This is a genomic window from Coprobacter sp., assembly GCF_982436375.1.
Genome location: NZ_CEWDCG010000028.1, coordinates 1 through 21,109, shown reverse-complemented (window position 1 = coordinate 21,109; position 21,109 = coordinate 1). Strand labels below are relative to the sequence as shown.

Annotated in this window: 14 protein-coding genes; 7 read left to right on the top strand and 7 right to left on the bottom strand. The window is 39.1% G+C overall.

What is annotated here, in order from left to right; genetic code table 11:
- Positions 1–111 precede the first annotated feature (111 nt).
- From AC1WHX_RS03065 to AC1WHX_RS03050, 4 genes are all read right to left on the bottom strand, one after another.
- The gene (locus AC1WHX_RS03065) at positions 112–2,145 is read right to left on the bottom strand and encodes a M13 family metallopeptidase (RefSeq protein ID WP_481228848.1); all 2,034 of its coding nucleotides are present in this window, start codon (positions 2,143–2,145) and stop codon (positions 112–114) included.
- 19 nt (positions 2,146–2,164) lie between these two features.
- Entirely contained in the window at positions 2,165–4,117 is a 1,953-nt protein-coding gene (locus AC1WHX_RS03060; protein ID WP_122337983.1) for an ABC-F family ATP-binding cassette domain-containing protein, read from the bottom strand.
- A 235-nt stretch (positions 4,118–4,352) separates the two neighbouring features.
- On the bottom strand, positions 4,353–4,745 hold the full coding sequence (locus AC1WHX_RS03055) for an MmcQ/YjbR family DNA-binding protein (protein ID WP_122337984.1): 393 nt from the start codon (positions 4,743–4,745) through the stop codon (positions 4,353–4,355).
- Between the two features lie 11 nt (positions 4,746–4,756).
- Positions 4,757–5,431 (bottom strand): NAD(P)H-dependent oxidoreductase, encoded by a 675-nt coding sequence (locus AC1WHX_RS03050; protein ID WP_122337985.1) that lies wholly within the window; start codon positions 5,429–5,431, stop codon positions 4,757–4,759.
- Between the two features lie 183 nt (positions 5,432–5,614).
- On the opposite strand from AC1WHX_RS03050, the gene AC1WHX_RS03045 reads away from it, so the two are divergent.
- Positions 5,615–8,512 (top strand): PD-(D/E)XK nuclease family protein, encoded by a 2,898-nt coding sequence (locus tag AC1WHX_RS03045; RefSeq protein ID WP_481228847.1) that lies wholly within the window; start codon positions 5,615–5,617, stop codon positions 8,510–8,512.
- Positions 8,513–8,567: 55 nt separating this feature from the next.
- Here the strand turns inward: AC1WHX_RS03045 and AC1WHX_RS03040 are convergent, their stop codons facing one another.
- Both AC1WHX_RS03040 and AC1WHX_RS03035 read right to left on the bottom strand, forming a co-directional pair.
- A complete protein-coding gene (locus tag AC1WHX_RS03040) occupies positions 8,568–9,218 on the bottom strand; it encodes a carbohydrate-binding family 9-like protein (RefSeq protein WP_009316834.1) in 651 nt (216 codons plus the stop codon).
- Between the two features lie 11 nt (positions 9,219–9,229).
- The gene (locus AC1WHX_RS03035) at positions 9,230–9,874 is read right to left on the bottom strand and encodes a LysE family translocator (RefSeq protein WP_009316833.1); all 645 of its coding nucleotides are present in this window, start codon (positions 9,872–9,874) and stop codon (positions 9,230–9,232) included.
- 265 nt (positions 9,875–10,139) lie between these two features.
- On the opposite strand from AC1WHX_RS03035, the gene purL reads away from it, so the two are divergent.
- The 3 genes from purL (at position 10,140) to AC1WHX_RS03020 (ending at position 16,763) form a co-directional block, all read left to right on the top strand.
- Positions 10,140–13,835 carry a phosphoribosylformylglycinamidine synthase gene (gene purL / locus AC1WHX_RS03030; protein WP_122337987.1) on the top strand — a complete coding sequence of 1,232 codons (3,696 nt, stop codon included), beginning with the start codon at positions 10,140–10,142 and terminating at the stop codon, positions 13,833–13,835.
- A 100-nt stretch (positions 13,836–13,935) separates the two neighbouring features.
- Positions 13,936–15,339 carry an amidophosphoribosyltransferase gene (locus AC1WHX_RS03025; protein WP_009316831.1) on the top strand — a complete coding sequence of 468 codons (1,404 nt, stop codon included), beginning with the start codon at positions 13,936–13,938 and terminating at the stop codon, positions 15,337–15,339.
- A gap of 206 nt (positions 15,340–15,545) precedes the next feature.
- Positions 15,546–16,763, top strand: a complete 1,218-nt coding sequence (locus tag AC1WHX_RS03020; protein WP_022389819.1) for a glycosyltransferase 87 family protein — start codon at positions 15,546–15,548, stop codon at positions 16,761–16,763.
- Positions 16,764–16,780: 17 nt separating this feature from the next.
- Here the strand turns inward: AC1WHX_RS03020 and AC1WHX_RS03015 are convergent, their stop codons facing one another.
- Positions 16,781–17,122 carry a cupin domain-containing protein gene (locus AC1WHX_RS03015; RefSeq protein WP_022599413.1) on the bottom strand — a complete coding sequence of 114 codons (342 nt, stop codon included), beginning with the start codon at positions 17,120–17,122 and terminating at the stop codon, positions 16,781–16,783.
- A gap of 238 nt (positions 17,123–17,360) precedes the next feature.
- Here AC1WHX_RS03015 and AC1WHX_RS03010 point away from each other — a divergent pair, with 238 nt between their 5' ends.
- The 3 genes from AC1WHX_RS03010 to AC1WHX_RS03000 are packed head-to-tail and all read left to right on the top strand — an operon-like array spanning position 17,361 to position 21,026.
- Positions 17,361–18,236 carry an electron transfer flavoprotein subunit beta/FixA family protein gene (locus tag AC1WHX_RS03010; RefSeq protein WP_122337988.1) on the top strand — a complete coding sequence of 292 codons (876 nt, stop codon included), beginning with the start codon at positions 17,361–17,363 and terminating at the stop codon, positions 18,234–18,236.
- Positions 18,237–18,284: 48 nt separating this feature from the next.
- Complete coding sequence (locus tag AC1WHX_RS03005; RefSeq protein ID WP_481228846.1) at positions 18,285–19,304, top strand: electron transfer flavoprotein subunit alpha/FixB family protein; 1,020 nt, start codon at positions 18,285–18,287, stop codon at positions 19,302–19,304.
- Between the two features lie 15 nt (positions 19,305–19,319).
- The gene (locus tag AC1WHX_RS03000) at positions 19,320–21,026 is read left to right on the top strand and encodes an acyl-CoA dehydrogenase family protein (protein ID WP_022389822.1); all 1,707 of its coding nucleotides are present in this window, start codon (positions 19,320–19,322) and stop codon (positions 21,024–21,026) included.
- The last annotated feature ends 83 nt before the right edge of the window (positions 21,027–21,109 follow it).

Here is a 21,109-nt window from a genome sequence, read left to right as displayed (position 1 = left end):
ATAAACAGGAAACTCCGGTAATAATTATAATATTTTTACCGGAGTATTTTTTGTAATTAAAAAGCCGGAATCTTGGCAAAATCCCGGCTTGATTCATATAAATAAAATTACTTACCAAATTGTTACTCTATCTTCAGGTTTCATATACATCGGATCTTTTTCCGTAATTCCAAAAGCCTGAAAAAAGCTTTCCAAATTACGTAATGCAGCATTTACACGCCATTTGCCTAAAGAATGAGGATCGATCTTAGTCAATCGCAATATCTCCTCATCCCGAATATTCTGCGCCCATAATCCTGCATAAGCCAAATAAAAACGTTGGTCGGGAGTAAATCCGTCGATCGGTTTCAAATCCTGTCCCTTCGTCGCATTTTTAAATGCAGTATAAGAGACCCGCAATCCTCCATGATCAGCAATATTCTCACCTAATGTGAAACGTCCGTTTGCATGTACTGTATCCAGGACAATAATACTGCTGTATTGATCAGCCAATTTGTCCGCTCTCAAATTGAACTGCTTCGCATCTTCTGCCGTCCACCAATCTTTCAGATTTCCATCTTTATCATATTGACGACCCTGATCATCAAACCCATGAGTCATTTCATGCCCGATTACAACGCCTATACCTCCATAATTTACAGCATCATCGGCATCCATATAAAAGAACGGCGGCTGCAAGATACCGGCCGGGAAACAGATTTCGTTCGTAGTCGGGTTATAATAAGCGTTTACTGTCTGCGGACTCATCAACCAACGGGTTTTATCGACCGGTTTATTTACATCGCTCAACATATAATCAGACTCGAATATAGCAGCTTCTCGGACATTATCCCAATATGATTTTTTCGGATCGATCGTTAATCCGGAATAATCACGCCATTTATCGGGATAACCGATCTTTACATAAAAAGCAGCAAGTTTTTCTTTTGCCTTAGCCTTAGTCTCTGCGCTCATCCATTCCAAACTATCGATATGTTCACCTAACGAAATTCGTAAATTTTCTACCAATTTAAGCATCCGTTCTTTTGCTTCAGGCGGAAAATATTTTGCGACATACATCTCACCCAACGCTTCGCCCAAAGCTCCGTCCGTTACACTCAACGAACGCTTCCAACGAGGTTTTAATTCTTGTTGCCCGGAAAGAACCTTACCGTAAAAATCAAAACGCGCCTGAACAAAATCATCACTCAAATAAGACGAAGCCGTATTTATTTGCTTAAAAATCAAATAATCCCGGATTTCTTCAGAGGTCAAACCTCCAACTAAAGCATCCATACCTTTTATAAAAGGTAACTGATTAGGGTTGATTTCGTTTAAAGAGTCCAAACCCAAAGCAGAAAAATAAGATTTCCAATCAAAACCGTTCATTTGCTTTAGAAAATCCGTCATCGCCATTTTATTATAATTTTTCAACGGATTCCGGGTTTCTTCACGAGAAAATGCAACCTTAGCCAATGCCGTTTCTATATTCATAACATTCTTTTCGGCAGCAACAGCTTTCTCTGCAGAATAACCAGCCAACGTAAACATCTTATTTATATATTTTTTATATGCATCCCGAATTTTTACGTTAGCGCTGTCTTCGGACAAATAATAATCCCGGTCTCCCATACTCATGCCGCCCTGATATAAATTAACAATGTTCATCGAACTGTTTTTTTCATCAGCACCTACATATAATTGAAAGAAAGGAGATGATCCTTCTTTATGCATTTGAGCAACGAGAGATGCAAAAGCAACTTTATCATCCAAAGAAGCTATATTTTTCAAAGCCTCCGAAATAGGAGAAACGCCTTCTTTATTAAGACGAACGCTGTCTAACCCCATTTTATATAAATCACCGACTTTTTGAGCAACCGATCCCGGTTCGTTTTCAGCTTTCTCCAACTCATCTATCAGCTCACGCATCTGTTTTTGATTGTTTTCGGCCAAAACATCAAATGAACCATAACGCGCATATTCAGGTTTCAACGGATTTTTTTTAATCCATCCTCCACAAGCATACTCATAAAAGTCTTCTCCACAAGCCACTGTCGTATCCATATTAGACGGATCAATAGCCAAATTTTTCTCCGCTCCGGGCTTAGGAGCACAACCGGTAACCAAGACCCCGGCAACCAAAGGTAAAATCAATAATTGTTTCATTATTATTTAATTATTACGTTTATAAATCTTGTAATCGCAAATTTTCAAGTTGCTCACTGTGTTCTGTCCAATTCTCCATAACTTCATCCAGAGCCTTTTTCAATGCTCCATGTTTCTCATAAAGCTGTGTATCAGAAGCCCCCTCAGGAGAAGCCAATTGCTCTTCAACAGATTGTATTTCCGCCTCTATCTGTTCAACTCGTTTTTCATTATCCGCAATGGCTTTTTCCAATCTTTTTATCTGGCGTTGCAATTCTTTCCGTTCTTCATACGACAACTTCGTCTCCGAAATTTCCTTATCTCCGGAATTATTAGAGACAGATTTCGAACCAACGTTATTATTACGCTCCAAGTCCTGTAGTGTTTCCATTTTTTTCCGTTGCAGAAAATCGTAAATGCCACCCAGATGCTCCTTTATTCTCTTATTCCCGAACTCATAGACCTTATCAACTAAACCGTCTAAAAATTCCCTGTCATGAGAGACTACAATTACTGTGCCGTTAAAATCTTTTATCGCCTGTTTCAAAATGTCCTTGGTCTTCATATCTAAATGATTGGTAGGCTCATCAAGAATCAGAAGATTCACCGGTTCAAGCAAAAGCCGGATCATGGCCAGCCGAGTCTTTTCCCCTCCCGACAAGACTTTTACTTTTTTATCGGACGCTTCGCCCCCAAACATAAAAGCTCCTAAAATATCCCGTATTTTGGTACGTATATCCCCTACGGCCACACGATCTATCGTATCGAAAACCGTCAGATTTTCATCTAACAACTGTGCTTGATTTTGTGCAAAATACCCGATTTTGACATTATGACCGATTTTCAATGTTCCGTCATAGTCGATCTCTCCCATTATGCACTTTACCAATGTCGATTTTCCTTCCCCGTTTTTTCCGACAAAAGCCACTTTTTCACCCCTCCGGATCGTAAAATCAGCATTCGCAAACACAACATGATTGCCATAGGTCTTACCTACTCCTTGCGCTATAACCGGAAAGTCTCCGGAACGAGGTGCTGGAGGGAACTTTAAATTAAGACGAGAGGTATCAACTTCATCAACCTCGATTCGATCTATTTTTTCCAACTGTTTAATACGAGATTGCACTTGAACGGCCTTTGTCGCTTTATACCTGAAACGTTCGATAAAAGCTTCTGTATCTTGTATTTGCTTCTGCTGATTTTCAAAAGCCCGTTGCTGCTGTTCTAAACGTTCGGCTCGTAACTGAACATATTTGGAATAATTTACTTTATAATCATAGATGCGACCTAATGAAATTTCTATGGTGCGAGTTGTCACCGCATCTATAAATGCTCGGTCGTGAGAGACCAGCACTACGGCATTCGCTCTTGTCGCCAAAAAATTTTCCAACCACTGAATCGATTCTATATCCAAATGATTGGTGGGTTCATCAAGCAACAGCACATCCGGACGCTGCAAAAGCAATTTCGCCAATTCGATACGCATGCGCCATCCTCCGCTGAATTCAGATGTCGGGCGATCGAAATCTTCTCTGACGAATCCCAATCCCATTAATGTTTTCTCTATTTCCGCCTGATAATTTGCAGCACCGATCATCGTTAACTGCTCATTCGCATCTGTAACCCGCTCTATCAAATCATGATAATCCTGACTATCATAATCGGTTCGATTCGACAATTCCCGGTTCATACGGTCGATACGAGACTGAAGTTCAAATATATGAGCAAAGGCTTGTTCTGCCTCTTTCATTACCGTACGCGAATCGGATATTTGCATCTGCTGGGGCAAATATCCGATCGTCATATCTTTAGGAATATTCACCGTCCCCGATGTTGGCTGTTGCAATCCGGCGATAATTTTCAACATGGTAGATTTTCCTGCACCGTTCTTCCCGACCAGAGCTATTCGATCTTTTTTATTTATTACATAGGTTATATCATCAAAAAGCGGATTTCCGCCAAATTCCACCGATAACCCTTCTATTGAAATCATAACTGGTTATAATTACTTTATGAAAGTGCAAATGTAAAAAAAAACGTCCACTACAACGAATTTTAAATCATCGAATCTTTATAAGCATATCTCTATAAAATGAGCGTTCAAATCTTAATACGGTAACTTACACAAAGAAATTCAACAATATCGAACAACAGGCTAATCCTTAAAAACAGCAAAAGTACCGACTACAATAGTCGATACTTCTACAAAATATTTCGATATTAAGAACTTATATCGATTTTAGGCCAGTTGCTCCCTGTGACATCAATCCGGTTCTGTCTTTGAGCGGTAATGCGGCAACTACCGTATCATAAGAAATCCGGATCAATTCTTTAATCCGGACATCAGACAAGTCTCTGCCCGGATAAATACTATTCCAGTATTTCTTATTCATATGCCAACCCGGTCGAACAGCATCATATTCAGACCGAAGCTCCTCTCCCATTGCCGGAGGCAACTTGATATTGATAAAATCAAAATTATCTACATCACAAAAACAGAACCATTTTCCACATATATAAAAACATAAACCGCCGCTATAAACTTTATGACCTATCCAAGGCATTTTCTCCGTTACCCCCGGCAGTGACAAACAATAGTCTCGCAAATCCTCAATAGTCATTATTGTGCATATTATTTGATGTTAACTCTTTCTACCATTGCTTTCAGACGAGCCTTATATTCCTCTTTACCTTTCTGTAAATTTTCTTCTGCGACAGTAGCGTTTTGCGGATTACCATAAACGACAAGCGGATCATTCCAAATCATTTTCGAGTGATTAGCCTGACCTTCATAAGGACGCAAATACTCGGACATCGTATATTTATTGCGTCCATCGTGCTGATAAGCAGCCTCTTCAGATCCAGTTGTGGTAACAACCATGAACTCTTTGCCTTCTATCAACCCTTCTTGTGTAAATGCCATGAATACTTCATCTGTCCACTGTTTCAACAAATGGGGCGCACTCATCCAATAAAACGGGAACTCATAAACAATACCTTTTGCCTGCTTTACTACATCACGGTACACATCAGGAGCAACAGGATAGTCATAAATATTGATTACTTGCACACCCTCTACTTCGGCTGCAGCCTGAGAAAGCATGGCATTCATGTGACTTTTATTAATGTCGGGATGTGCAAGAAGCACGATCACAACGGCATCGGTTACAGGAACAGTTTTAACTGAGTCTTTCATTGCTGTCAAATTTTCTTGTTGATTGTCATTGCCATTTTTACTTGCCTGTTTGCAAGAAACAAATGCTATCATAACAACAATCAAAGTTAATAATGAAATTTTCTTTCTCATAACAATCTCTCTAACGATTACTTTTTGAACGGATAAAGCTAACAAATTTATCTTAATCGTTCAAAAATGTTTGTGTAAAATTCAGATAGTCTTTTAAATATAACCGAAGTTATTCTTTATGATTTACCGATTATTCCGCAGAAATTCCGTAAACTTGTAAGAATTTATTTTACATCGTCATATATGAAACCGTTTTTATATCTTATAGCCCAGACTTTTTACAAAAAATACGGTAAAGAGATACAGAATATCGCATTTGTATTTCCTAATCGCCGTGCCGGAATATTTTTTCAAAAATACCTTGCCGAAGTAGCCGGACATCCTTTATTCTCTCCTCCGATAATGACCATTAACGATCTGTTCATCCGTTTGACACCTTATCAACCGGCAGATAAAATTCAGATGCTTTTTGTTCTTTATCGCCATTATATAACTTTAAGCAACTCCGATGAAAGTTTCGATAATTTTGTTTTTTGGGGAGAAATGCTTCTCAATGATTTCGACGATGTAGATAAATATGTAGTGAACGCAAAAGATTTATTCACTAATATTCAAGATTTGAAAGAGATAGAGAACAGATTTTCAGATATATTGACAGAGACTCAAATAGAGTTTATCCGCAGATTTTGGGATCATTTTATACCTGCAATGGAAAGCGAAAAAAAAATGCAGTTCGTTGCCTTATGGAAAATTCTGTATCCTCTTTATAAGGCTCTTCGAGACGAGCTAAAAACCAAAGGAATCGCATACGAAGGTATGATATTCCGAGAAGTAGCGGAGAAAGCAAAACAGCGGGAGGAATTGCACATTCCTTACAACCAGGTAGTTTTTATCGGCTTAAATGTTTTAAGTACTTCTGAAGAAATGCTAATGCATCGACTAAAAGAATTAGATATCGCCGATTTTTATTGGGACTATAACGCTCCGACCCTCCAAGATGAATATAATAAGGCTACATTTTTTCTTTCCCGCAATCGTAAGGCCTTTCCTTCGAAATTATTATTAGCAAACGACAAAGGAAAAGAAACTTGGCCTGAAATAGAATTGATCGGTATTCCGTCTGCCGTAGGGCAAGCTAAACAAACACAAGAAATCCTGAACGGATTGATTTCATCCGGAGCTATCCCTGATCCGTCAAAAGCAATCAATACGGCAATCGTCTTGCCTGACGAGCATTTATTACTCCCGATGTTATATTCCATACCGGAAACGATCGACCCGATCAACGTGACCATGGGATATACTTTATCTAATACTCCTGTTGCAGGCCTTATGGAATCTATATTCGATTTGCAGAAGCATTACCGCATGATACAAGGTGAGGTCCAATTCTATCATCGAAAAGTTCTTTCTATCCTCAGTCATCGATATATACTATTTTCCGGAGAAAATGAAATAAATCTATTATCAAAAGAGATAAAACAATATAATAAAGTATTTATTCCGGTTTCGGAATTAGGAAGAACAGAATTACTGAAGCTGCTTTTCGTAAGCTTAGAAACAGCGAATCAAGCTGCCGACTATCTGATCAACATTTTGGAATATTTACAGCAGGGTCTGCAAAATGATCATAATGACTCCGAAGAGGAAGAACATACCGTACAATTTTCCGAAATAGAAAAAGAGTTTTTATTCCACTATTATATAACAGTAAAAAGGCTGAAAGACGTTATTAAAGACGAAAGCATACAAATGAACGTCTCTACATTTTTCCGACTACTCGGTAAAATGGCAGGAAGTATCTCTATTCCTTTCAGAGGTGAACCTCTTTCCGGTTTACAGATAATGGGAGTTCTGGAAACCAGAGCTCTCGACTTCGAGAACTTGGTCATCCTGTCTATGAATGAAGGAACATTTCCGATGACAAAAGTCGCCAATACATTTATTCCCCATAATTTACGTAAGGGATTCGGACTTTCGACCATAGAACATCAAGACAGCATCTATGCCTATTATTTTTACAGGATGATATATCGGGCAAAAAGACTTTATTTATTATATGACACCCGTACTGAAGGATTGCAAACCGGAGAAATGAGCCGATATATCTATCAACTGAAATATCATTATCAAGTACCTATCCAAGAGAAGGTCGTGAGTTACGATATTACGGTTAAAGAAAATCAGATTATTCAAATACCCAAAAACGAATTTGTTCAAAAACAGCTAAACCGATTCCTGTCCGGAGGAGACCGGGCTTTGTCGGCAAGCGCCATCAATACCTATATCGATTGCCCTTTAAAATTTTATTTAGGTTATGTCGAAAAGGTATCTCCAGAAGACGAAGTAGCAGAAAGCATCGAGGCCAGTACATTCGGAAGCATCTATCATGGAGTAATGGAGAATATTTACCAACGGATGCAGGGAAAACTCGTTACAGGAGACTTACTTGAAAAGATTCAAAAAGACGACACGCTATTAACAAACTTAATAGAAGCCATGTTTGCCAAACATTATTTTCAAACTTCTCGAATACGCCCCTTAACCGGGCAAAATTATCTGACGGGAGAGATTATCCGCAAATATGTCAAACAAACTTTAATAACGGACAGAAAGCATACTCCATTCATATATCTCCATTCCGAATTTCCTATCGACACTACTCATACATTCGACGGAACACGCCAAATCCGCTTAAAAGGATCTATCGACCGAATCGATGAAAAAGACGGCATTACAAGAATCATAGATTATAAAACAGGAAAAGGAGAAACAACCTTCAAAACCATGTACGACCTATTCGACCCACAAAAAAGAGATCGTCCCAAGGCTATCATGCAAGTATTCATGTATGCTATGATATATTCCCAAATAAATCACCCAAAATCTCTCTGTCCCGGCATCTACCACCTCAGAGATCTATTCAAAATACAATTCGACTGGTCTATCATCCATGAAATAAAAACGGAGAAAAAAAGAATAGAACAAACTATATATGACTTTTCCCCTTATATTCAGGAATTTACAGATACATTCAATAAATGCATCCAAGAAATCTTTAATCCCGAAATACCCTTTAAACAAACTGAAAATACTCAAATATGCGAATACTGCGATTTTGCAACAATCTGTAAGAGATAGAAAGAAGGCTCAAAAAAGACAAAACAGCGAGGTATTGAAACACCTCGCTGTTTTGTCATCTAAAGTATATCTCTCCAAAAAATTCGGGTCTGTGAAAATCGGGATTTTCCGTCTCAATAGGACTCCAACTCAAATAATGAGGTAAACTCGAATTGTCTGCACATTTATAGAAATTGGCATATAACTTTTCGGGTAACGATTCAGGGTTAACCCCTATCAAATCGAAAGGGATGGAAACAAGCAGTTCCCATGCAAATATTCCTTGCATCTCCTGAAACGGTTTATGTCCGGCTGAAGCATAACGCTCTATACATGCCATCTTTTCCGGAGAAAAATGGGTGCATATTTCCCGACTTTGACGCTTCGACGCCAATGCCGTACCGATGCAGTTGAATTCAAAATTATAATATTCGGTTTCACCCGGAACTTGCACAAAAAACTCTACACAGCTATCCTGCCATACCGGAGAATTATCTTCGCTATTCAATGCCAACAGACAATTTCCCCTAACAAAATACTTGATGTAAAGAGCCGTTTCGCTTCGGGCTATATCGAATATAGTGATCGGCTTATACGGAAATTGTTCGGGCCAATTCACGCACTCCACACTTTGCCGTGCAGCTTTTTCCTCAAGCAACTCACACGCTTTTTCCAACGGCTGATCTTTTAAGCCCGGAATAAAAGGTACTGACAAAACTTTTTTCATAGTAAAAAAAATTAATGATTGAAATATCCTGACATACCCATAAAACAACCTACTAAAGACATGATAATAATAACGCCTCCGATACAGCGGTTAATCAACCATAAGCTACGCAAATTGAAACGAGTACGCACCTTATTTATAAAAAATGTTATTGTAAACCACCAAGAAACAGCCCCTATGATAATAGAAATATAGCCGAGAATATAGTGGTACAAAGTAGATTCGGGAACAAAGAAATTAAGTCGGGCGAACAATCCTATAAACAGAAACAATATCAACGGATTTGACAATGTAAGAAAGAATGCTGTCACAAAATCTTGTGTAAAAGTATTTTTATTCGCACTTTGTTTCTTAATATTCTTTGCAGGATTTTGACGATATAAATAAGCCCCGAATCCGGCCAACACAAGGCTTCCCAATATCTGGATCAAATATTCATTCGTTTCTATAAAATCTATTACGATAGACATACCGAGACCTGTCAACACTGCATAACCTAAATCTGAAATGGAAGCGCCCAGCCCGGTAACAAAGCCCGACCACCGCCCCTTATTCAGAGTGCGTTGTATGCATAATACTCCGATAGGGCCCATGGGTGCCGATACCAAAATACCGATAGCCAAACCTCTTATAATTGTGTATAATACCAAATCCACTATTTCCCTATTTACACAGTTAATCTGTTTCTGAAATGCAAATATAAGTCATAAATGTTACATTTCCGCCAATTGTTTTGGCTTTATTGTTTTAAAGAACGCAGCTTTTGATTAATTTTGCAAACGAAATCTGAGAAAGGATAACATCTCTTTTTTATATTTCGAATCAAAGTGCAGATGTCTTATTACATAAAGATAAGAGAATAAAAATATTATCAAGAACAATAATAACAGTCAAAATAATTCACAATTTAAATAGACTATAATGGTTCTTTTTTTCAAAACACCTTCCCGGAATGTGATAGCAGTCGATACCGATCACACTCTTTCGTCCCATGAAACAGAGAAACTGAGCTGGCTCTTCAGTGAGGCCGAAGTACTAAACGAACAAATTATCGACGGCTGGTTCGTCGGTCCTCGTAAAGAAATGATTACCCCGTGGAGTACCAATGCTGTGGAAATTACCCAAAACATGGGATTAAAAGGAATAACCCGTATCGAAGAATATTTCCCTGTAAAAAGTGAAAAGGCAGATCACGATCCGATGCTCCAACGCATGTATAACGGACTAAATCAGTCTATTTTTGAAATAAACAAATTACCTGATCCTATCGTCTATATAGACGACATCGCTTCATACAGCAAACAGGAAGGACTTGCACTAAGTGAAGATGAAATAAATTATTTGAACGATTTAGGGGAAAAAATCGGACGAAAACTTACCGATAGCGAAGTATTCGGATTTTCCCAAGTCAACTCAGAACATTGCCGACATAAAATATTCAATGGAGTTTTTATCATCGACGGACAAGAAAAAGAAAGCTCTTTATTTAAATTAATAAAAAAAACATCCGAAGAAAATCCGAACAAATTAGTATCGGCATATAAAGACAACGTTGCTTTTAACGAAGGACCGGTAATCGAACAATTTGCTCCGGCATCACAAGACAAGCCCGATTTTTTTGAAATTAAAGATATAAAAACCGTTATTTCCCTAAAAGCGGAAACACACAATTTCCCGACTACCGTAGAACCGTTTAACGGAGCTGCAACCGGAACAGGCGGAGAAATACGCGACCGATTAGGCGGTGGGAAAGCGAGTTTACCTATTGCCGGAACAGCAGTATATATGACCTCATATCCCAGAACGGAAAAGGGGCGCGAATGGGAAAAGAAAGCTATGCCAGAACGGAAATGGCTTTATCAAACACCGGAACAAATTCTGGTAAAAGCATCAAACGGAGCATCGGATTTTGGGAACAAATTCGGACAACCGATGATCTGCGGATCTCTTCTTACTTTTGAGCATGCGGAGAACTATAAAAAATTTGCATACGACAAAGTTATCATGTTGGCAGGAGGTGTCGGCTTCGGAACTATGCGGGACGCTCTCAAAGGGACTCCTAAACCCGGTGAGAAAGTTGTCGTTATGGGTGGAGATAACTACCGTATCGGAATGGGAGGCGGTGCTGTATCATCCGTAGAAACCGGTGTATATGCCAATGCTATCGAACTAAACGCTATACAACGCGCTAATCCTGAAATGCAGAAACGTGTATCGAATGTCGTTCGTGCACTTGCCGAATCGGACAATAACCCCATCGTTTCTATTCATGACCATGGAGCCGGAGGACATTTGAATGCCTTGTCGGAACTAGTAGAAACGACAGGTGGTAAAATCGAGATGGACAAATTGCCGATAGGTGACCCGACTCTTTCTGCAAAAGAAATTGTCGGAAACGAAAGTCAGGAACGCATGGGAATGCTTATCGGTGAAAAAGACATCGATCATGTTAGAAAGATCGCAGACCGTGAACGTGCACCGATGTATGTCGTAGGAGAAACCACCGGAGACATGCGTTTTGTCTTTGAACAAAAAGACGGAATAAAACCGATAGATCTCGCCATGGAGGATATGTTTGGCAAAGCGCCCCGTACCTTTATGAAAGATCACACGGTCGAAGAGAATTATCAGGACGTTGCCTACGAAACCGGAAAGATACATGAATATCTGGAAAATGTCCTACAACTTGAAGCCGTAGCTTGCAAAGATTGGCTGACCAATAAAGTAGATCGTTCCGTAACCGGGAAAGTGGCTCGCCAACAATGTCAGGGTGAAATACAACTACCTCTCAGCGATTGTGGCGTAGTAGCTTTGGATTATCGGGGGAAATCGGGTATTGCTACTTCTATCGGACATGCACCGCAAGCAGCCATGATCGATCCGGCTGCCGGTTCGGTACTTGCCATATCGGAAGCTCTTACCAACATCGTATGGGCACCGATGACAGAGGGATTGAAAAGTGTATCGTTAAGCGCCAACTGGATGTGGCCATGTAAAAATGAAGGTGAAGATGCCCGTCTATATAAAGCGGTGGAGGCTTGCAGTCAATTTGCTTGTGATCTGGGGATCAACATCCCCACAGGAAAAGACAGTCTGTCTATGACTCAAAAATACGGTGACGAAAAAGTTTTCGCTCCGGGGACTGTCATCATCTCAGCGGGAGGTGAAGTGTCGGACATAAAAAAAGTCGTTTCACCTGTACTCATTCGTGATCGCAATACGGCTATTTATTATATAGATTTTTCATTCGATAATTTTCAGCTCGGGGGATCGGCTTTTGCACAATCGCTCGGAAAAATCGGTAAAACAGCACCTACTGTAAAAGATTCGGAATACTTCGTTTCAGCATTCAATACAATACAAGAATTAATCGAAAAGGACCTCATTCTGGCAGGTCATGATATTTCGGCCGGCGGTATGATTACTGCCCTGCTCGAAATGAACTTCGGAAATCCGGAAGGCGGTTTGGAAATAAATCTCGATAAAATCGCAGAAAAAGATATTATAAAAATCCTTTTCAGTGAAAATCCGGGAGTATTGATTCAGGTAAAAGACAAGAACAGCGTCGAAAAGATTTTGCAAAATAACGGCATCGGGTTTTCCAAAATCGGACGGCCTTGCAAAGAACGTCACATTCTGGTCAAGAAAGACAATGCAGAATATCAGTTTGGAATCGATTATTTGCGTGACGTATGGTTTTCTTCCTCTTATCTGCTCGATCGTAAACAAAGCGGAGAAAAAGCTGCTGCCGCACGATTCAACAACTATAAGGAACAACCTTTACAAATTAAATTTAATGACGATTTCACCGGAAAAATGGCACAATACGGAATCAGTGCCGACCGCAGAAAACCGAGCGGCATAAAAGCGGCTATTATTCGGGAAAAAGGTGTAAACGGAGATCGGGAAATGGCTTATTCTCTTTATTTGGCCGGTTTCGATGTCAAAGATGTCCATATGACCGATTTGATCAGCGGGCGGGAAACGCTTGAAGATATAAACATGATCGTTTATTGCGGCGGCTTTTCCAATTCGGATGTATTAGGTTCTGCCAAAGGCTGGGCCGGAGGATTTCTTTGGAATGAAAAGGCCAAAGCCACTTTGGACAATTTCTATGCACGTGAGGATACTCTAAGTTTAGGTATTTGTAACGGTTGTCAACTTATGGTAGAATTGGGACTATTAACTCCGGACCACGAAAAGAAACCCAAAATGCGACATAATGATTCACATAAATTCGAATCTGAATTTATCGGCTTGACTATTCCCGAAAATAATTCGGTAATGTTCGGGGCTCTGTCAGGCAGCAAATTAGGAATATGGGTAGCTCACGGAGAAGGAAAATTCGAATTACCTTATGATATCGACAAATATAATGTCATAGCAAAATACAACTACGATGCTTATCCGGCCAATCCGAACGGATCACCTTTTGCCGTTGCGGGTATCGCAACAAACGACGGACGGCACTTGGCTATGATGCCACACCTCGAACGCGCGATTTTCCCATGGCAATGGGGGTATTATCCGACCAACCGTAAAAACGAAGATCAGGTGACCCCGTGGATAGAGGCATTCGTAAATGCCCGCAAATGGGTAGAACAGCATAAAAAATAATAATGCTATAACGGGAACGCTCGGGTATATACCGAACGTTCCCGTTCTTTTTAACATCAATAACAACACATCTACAATTAAGTATTATATTCAATAAACAATGGGCGGTTTTTTTGGAACGATAAAAAAAGAAAATTGTGTAGCCGACCTCTTTTATGGGGTAGATTACAATTCTCACATGGGAACAAAGCGTGGAGGTATGGTAACTTTGAATAACGGAAATTTTACTCGCTCGATTCATAATATCGAGAATTCTTATTTCCGCACAAAATTCGAGGCTGATCTTCCTTCTTTTTCAGGAAATTCAGGAATAGGCGTTATCAGCGATACCGATGCTCAGCCGATTATCATCAATTCTCATTTAGGGAAATTTGCCGTAGTAACAGTTGCTAAAGTAACTAATCTGCCGGAACTTGAAAAGGAACTTTTGGCAAAAGGAAATCACTTTTGCGAACACAGTAACGGTATTACCAATCAATCGGAATTGGTGTCCATGCTTATTATCGAAGGCAAAACTTTTGTCGAAGGGATAGAGAATGTCTATAATCGATTGAAAGGTTCTTGTTCGATGCTTCTTCTTACAGAAAACGGAATTATTGCGGCACGAGATAAATATGGACGAACTCCTATCATGATAGGAAAAGGGAAAAACGGTTATGCGGTATCATCCGAAACCTGCAGTTTTCCGAATCTGGGTTATGAAATGGATTATAATATAGGACCGGGAGAAATCGTTCAAATTACAGCCGATGGTTTTACTCAACTGCGAAAGCCCAATAAAAAAATGCAAATATGTTCTTTCCTTTGGGTATATTACGGTTATCCCGTATGCGAATATGAAGGGAAGAATGTTGACGAGATGCGTTTCGACTGCGGTGTGGAAATGGGTAAAAACGATGATATTGATGCAGATTTCGTATCAGGTATTCCCGATTCCGGGGTCGGCATGTCTCTAGGATATGCTGTCGGAAAACAAATTCCATATAAAAGAGCGATCGTTAAATATACGCCGACATGGCCGAGAAGTTTTACTCCTCCTACACAAGAAATGCGAGAACTGGTAGCAAAAATGAAGCTGATCCCTAACAAAAAATTATTGAAAGATAAAAAGGTCGTTTTTTGTGATGACTCTATTGTCAGGGGAACTCAACTTCATGACAATGTAAATGATTTATATCGTTATGGAGCTAAAGAGGTGCATATGCGCATCAGTTGTCCTCCATTAATTTACCCTTGTAAGTTTCTGAATTTCACAGGTTCAAAATCGGAGTTGGAACTCATCACGCGGAGGGTTATAAAAAATCTTGAAGGAGATTGCTCTAAAAATCTCCCGGCTTATGCAACCACAAATTCTCCCCAATATTGCAAAATGGTGGATTGCATCCGAAAAGATCTGAATATTACGACTTTGAAATTCAATCCATTGGAAACGCTCGTCAAATCAATAGGTTTACCTAAAGAATGTATTTGCACTCACTGTTTCGATGGAAGCAGTTACGAATAACATACCGATAAGAAAAACGATATGCACCCTAAAAGTTTTCGTTTAACTTTTAGGGTGCATATCATTTTTTATATTATAACAGTCTAATTTTATAAACATGCAATTCTTTTCAATATTATAAAATAATCAAACAAGGTTTCTTATTACCTTAAATATATGATATATTTGCATTACATTGTTTTTTAAGACATTCAAGTAATGCGTTTATGAACCAAAGTAGAATCAAAAAAATATTTACAGGACTTACTTTTTTATTAGCTTGTATCTGGATCATACTATTGTTTGCAGATCCCTCACACCAACTTCATGTATTTTTTCTGAAATTAGATAATTTCTTTGCCGACTTCTATAATACTCTAATTTATATTGCCGATAAGAACCCGTATTATAATGAATTGAACGGTACTTGTAACAAAAATTATTTACCGTTCTCTTACATGATCTTATATCCGTTTACTTTGCTTACCAACTACTCTTCAATATCGCTCGAAGATTGTTGGAATTCTCAAATAGCCGTATTGAGCTGCTTTTTCTTTACATTACTCTCGCTCTTCCTATTATTTCATTCTCTATATCTTTTGTGTAAAAAATATAAATGTTCTCCGATCATATTGTTTATCATATTTTTTTCATCCATCAATCTTTACGCTTTGGAGCGTGGAAACGAAATTATGATCTCAGCAGCTTGCATCAATTACTTCGTATATGTGAAAGATCAAAACGAAAAAAAATGGTATGGAATAATTTGTCTGGCTATCGCCTCTGTTTTAAAGATATTTCCGGCTATATTCAGCTTATATTATTTATACAAAAAAGAATACAAAACATTTTTCCAATATGCAATTCTTGCTTTTTTATTGGCATTCTTACCTTTTTTATTTTTTGAAAACGGATTCGAAAATATCGGTCAACTGTATGAAAATGTAAAAGAACAAACAGCTATTTACGGAATGTCTTTCTCGGTATATCGGTTCGGGATCATTCCTTTATTCCTACAATTAGGAAAGACATTGAATATAGAAAATCAATTTATACTTTACGAAACGGGTAAATATCTAACTTATATCTTGGGATTGCTTTCCACAGGATTATTCTTTACGACCAAATCTTCTTTAATCCGTTTTGGCTTAGCGGCTATGATTTGTGTATTAGTTCCCCAGCAAGCATTCGTTTACAACGGTATCTATATTTTTCCGTTATTGATCATGTTATTATCCGCAAACAGCAAATTATCCAGCATAGAGACCTGCTTAACTCTGTTTTTATTTATTTGGATACTATTACCTGTTCAGTTAAATAAATTCACTCCTAAAATCAATAACATAAGCATGATATTAATGTGGGTATTATTTATTTCGATAGCTATACGACAATATCTACTAAACAAGAAAAATAATTTAAATTCCTCGTCAAAAGAACGATAAAAAGTTTGCCCCAATAATCATTTTATAAAATCTTCCCGCATAGGAGTAAATGTATCGATTAAAATACCGGTCTCTATACATTTGCAACTATGCAATATTCCCGAGCGCATATAAACGCCATCTCCGGCACGAACAATCTCGGTTTCACCTCCTACGGTAAATTCAAATATTCCGCTTACAACATACGTAGCCTGAGTATGCGGATGTGTATGAGGTGCACCTTCCGCTCCTGTTTCGAACTTAACCTTAACCATCATCATATTCTTATTATAAGCCATAATCTGACGGATGACTCCAACTCCGGCACTCTCCCACTCTGTTGTATTCTCAAACTGAAAACTATCGCTCTCTTGTTTCATAAATCATATTTTTACGATTCAAAGATAATAAAACAGATATGAATCAAACAACAGTAACATGCACAAAAGCCTATCTAAAAAAATTGCTTTTATCCTTAAGAATTCGTTCGGAACATCTTCCGGAACATCAAATTTTCAATAAAAACACTTGTCAGATTAACAGCTTTCAGTAAATTTGTGGAGCGTTGAAAAATGCTTTTTAGATAACAATATTTCAAATCTAATATCTCTATCAATTATGAGTTTAAAAATTATCGTACTTGCCAAACAAGTACCGGATACGAGAAATGTAGGTAAAGATGCCATGAAAGCCGACGGAACGGTAAATCGAGCAGCATTACCCGCTATTTTTAATCCAGAAGACCTGAATGCACTCGAACAGGCTCTGCAATTAAAAGAACAGTACCCCGGATCGGCCGTATCATTACTGACTATGGGACCTCCTCGCGCCGCTGATATTATACGAGAAGGCTTGTTCAGAGGAGCTGACGGCGGGGTATTACTTACCGACCGGGCATTCGCCGGTGCTGATACATTAGCAACATCTTATGCATTGGCTTGCGCTGTCAAGAAAATGAAAGACTACGATATTATTATCGGAGGCCGTCAAGCAATTGACGGGGACACAGCCCAAGTAGGCCCTCAAGTCGCAGAAAAACTTGGTTTGCCACAAATTACTTATGCAGAAAAAATCTTAAAAGTTCAGGACGGCAAAATACAAGTCAAAAGACGTCTGGAAAGAGGTGTCGAAGTTGTAGAAGCCAAATATCCGGTAGTCATAACCGTTAATGGAAGTGCAGATGATTGCCGTCCGCGCAATGCGAAACTAATACAGCGGTATAAATATGCCAAAACCATCAGTGAAAGACAAAATCAGGATAATGACTATTTCAGCAATTTATACGAAAACCGCCCTTATCTGAATCTAACGGAATGGAGTGTGTCCGACGTTGATGCAGACCTGGATCAAGTAGGATTGGCTGGGTCTCCGACAAAGGTAAAACAAATCGAGAATGTCGTTTTTCAGGCTAAAGAAAGTAAAAAATTATCCGGAAACGACACAGAAATAGATGAACTCATGAAAGAGTTAATAGTAAACCACACAATCGGATAATAATCAGATACGTGACAAAAAATCATTAACTCTCCAAAAGAAAATCGTATGAATAACTTATTTGTATATTGCGAAATAGAAGACGGCATCATCGCCGATGTAAGCTTGGAATTGCTTACTAAAGGCCGTTCGTTGGCCAATCAACTGAATTGTAAACTTGAGGCTCTTGTTATCGGTAGCAATTTAGACGGAGTAGAAAAACAAATTTTCCCATACGGGGCTGATACGGTTTACCTTGTCGATGACAAAAGGCTTTATCCTTATACGTCACAGCCTCACGCATCGGTTCTTATCAACCTTTTCAAAGAGAAAAAGCCTCAAATCTGTCTTATGGGAGCAACCAGCATCGGCCGCGAGTTAGGACCTCGTGTCTCTTCTGCTTTGCATAGCGGATTAACAGCAGATTGTACTGCTCTTGAAATAGGATCTCACGAGGATAAAAAAGCAGGAAAATCTTACGAAAATTTATTATACCAAATTCGCCCGGCTTTCGGAGGAAATATCGTTGCAACCATCGTTAATCCGGAGTGTCGACCTCAAATGGCAACAGTGCGCGAAGGTGTAATGAAAAAAGAAATCGTTTCTCCAACATATAAAGGCGAAGTAGTTAAACTGGATGCATCAAAATATGTTTCGGATACCGACTTTGTCGTTTCTGTAATCGAACGACAGATCGAAAAATCAAAAATCAACATCAAAAGTGCCCCGATTATCGTTGCCGGAGGTTATGGAGTAGGATCGAAAGAAAATTTCAAGTTACTTTATGATCTCGCCGCTACCATCGGTGCGGAAGTAGGAGCTTCTCGTGCCGCCGTCGATGCAGGTTATGCAGAACATGAACGTCAGATCGGACAAACAGGTGTTACCGTACGCCCGAAACTGTATATTGCCTGCGGTATTTCCGGACAGATACAACATATTGCCGGTATGCAAGACAGTTCGATGATCATCGCAATCAACAATGATCCGAATGCACCGATCAACACAATAGCAGATTATGTAATTACCGGAACTGTAGAAGATATTCTTCCGAAAATGATCAAATATTATAAGAAGAATAGCAAATAATAAACTCAAAAGAATATGGCTAATTTTTATTTAGATAACAGTGACCTTAAACATCACTTGAACCATCCGCTAATGAAGCGTTTGGTAGCTCTTAAAGAACGAAACTATACCGATGCCGAAAAATATGATTATGCTCCCATCGATTTTGAAGATGCGATGGACAGTTATGAAAAAGTTCTTGAAATCGCCGGTGAGATATGCGGAGACATCGTTGCTCCCAATGCCGAAAGCGTAGACCATGAAGGTCCTCAAGTTATAAACGGACGGGTTAAATATGCTTCCGGAACAGAAAAAAATCTGGACGCCCTTGTAAAAGCCGGCTTAATGGGAATTTCTATCCCTCGCCGATATAACGGACTGAACTTTTCTCTTGTACCGTATATCATGGCAGCCGATATGGTAAGTCGCGCAGATGCCGGATTTGTTAATATTTGGGGATTGCAAGATTGTGCTGAGACTATCTACGAATTTGCCAGCGAAGAACAAAAACAAAAATATCTCCCTCGTGTTTGTGCCGGAGAAACTATGGCTATGGACTTGACCGAACCGGATGCCGGCTCAGATCTTCAAGCTGTTATGTTAAAAGCAACTTACAGTGAAAAAGACGGATGCTGGTATTTGAACGGTGTAAAACGATTCATTACAAATGGAGACGGACATATAGCTCTTGTTCTGGCTCGTTCGGAAGAAGGGACCAAAGACGGCCGCGGATTATCAATGTTTATCTACGATAAAAACGATGGCGGCGTAACCGTTCGACGCATAGAAAACAAAATGGGAATCAAGGGTTCTCCTACTTGTGAACTGGTATTCAAAAATGCCAAAGCCGAGCTTTGCGGAGATCGCAAAATGGGGTTGATCAAATATGTCATGGCATTGATGAACGGTGCTCGTCTGGGAATTGCAGCACAATCGGTCGGAGTATCTGAAGCAGCTTATAGAGAGGCTCTTACTTATGCTCAAGAACGACGACAATTCGGTAAAGCAATCATCGAATTTCCAGCCGTTTATGAAATGTTATCTCTAATGAAAGCCAAACTCGACGCATCTCGTTCATTACTTTATGAGACAACCCGTTTTGTAGATATGTATAAAGTATATGAAGATATTTCAAAAGAACGTAAACTCGAAAAAGAGGAACGTGACGAGATGAAAAAATATCAAAGACAAGCCGATGCTTTCACTCCTCTTGCCAAAGGAATGAGCAGTGAATTCTGTAATCAAAATGCTTATGATTGTGTACAGATTCACGGAGGTTCGGGATTCATGAAAGACTATGCTTGTGAACGTATTTATCGGGATGCTCGTATCACTTCTATTTATGAAGGTACAACACAATTGCAAGTTGTCGCTGCTATCCGTCACGTAACTACCGGGACATTCCTTAATATGATGAAGTTCTATGAACAGGAAACAATCTGTCCTGAGTTAGTTCCTTTACAGAACCGGTTAAAAGCCATGACTGAAATTTACGAAAAAACAGTGGCTTCGGTTGTCGAGACTAAAGACAACGAATATATTGATTTTCATGCACGCCGTATGGTAGAAATGGCCGGTCACATCATTATGGGACATTTATTGCTATTAGATACGACCCGATGCGATTCATTCCGCAATTCGGCAGAAGTATATATCCATTTCGGAGAAGCTGAAGTAAAAAAACAGGCTGAATTTATCAGTAAATTCAATGTTGAAGATTTAGAATTTTATCGCAAAGGATAATTCTCCTTACAAAAATCCAGAAGAGGCGGTCTCAAAATGTACTGCACCCCAAAAGTTAGACACAAAACTTTTGGGGTGTTTTT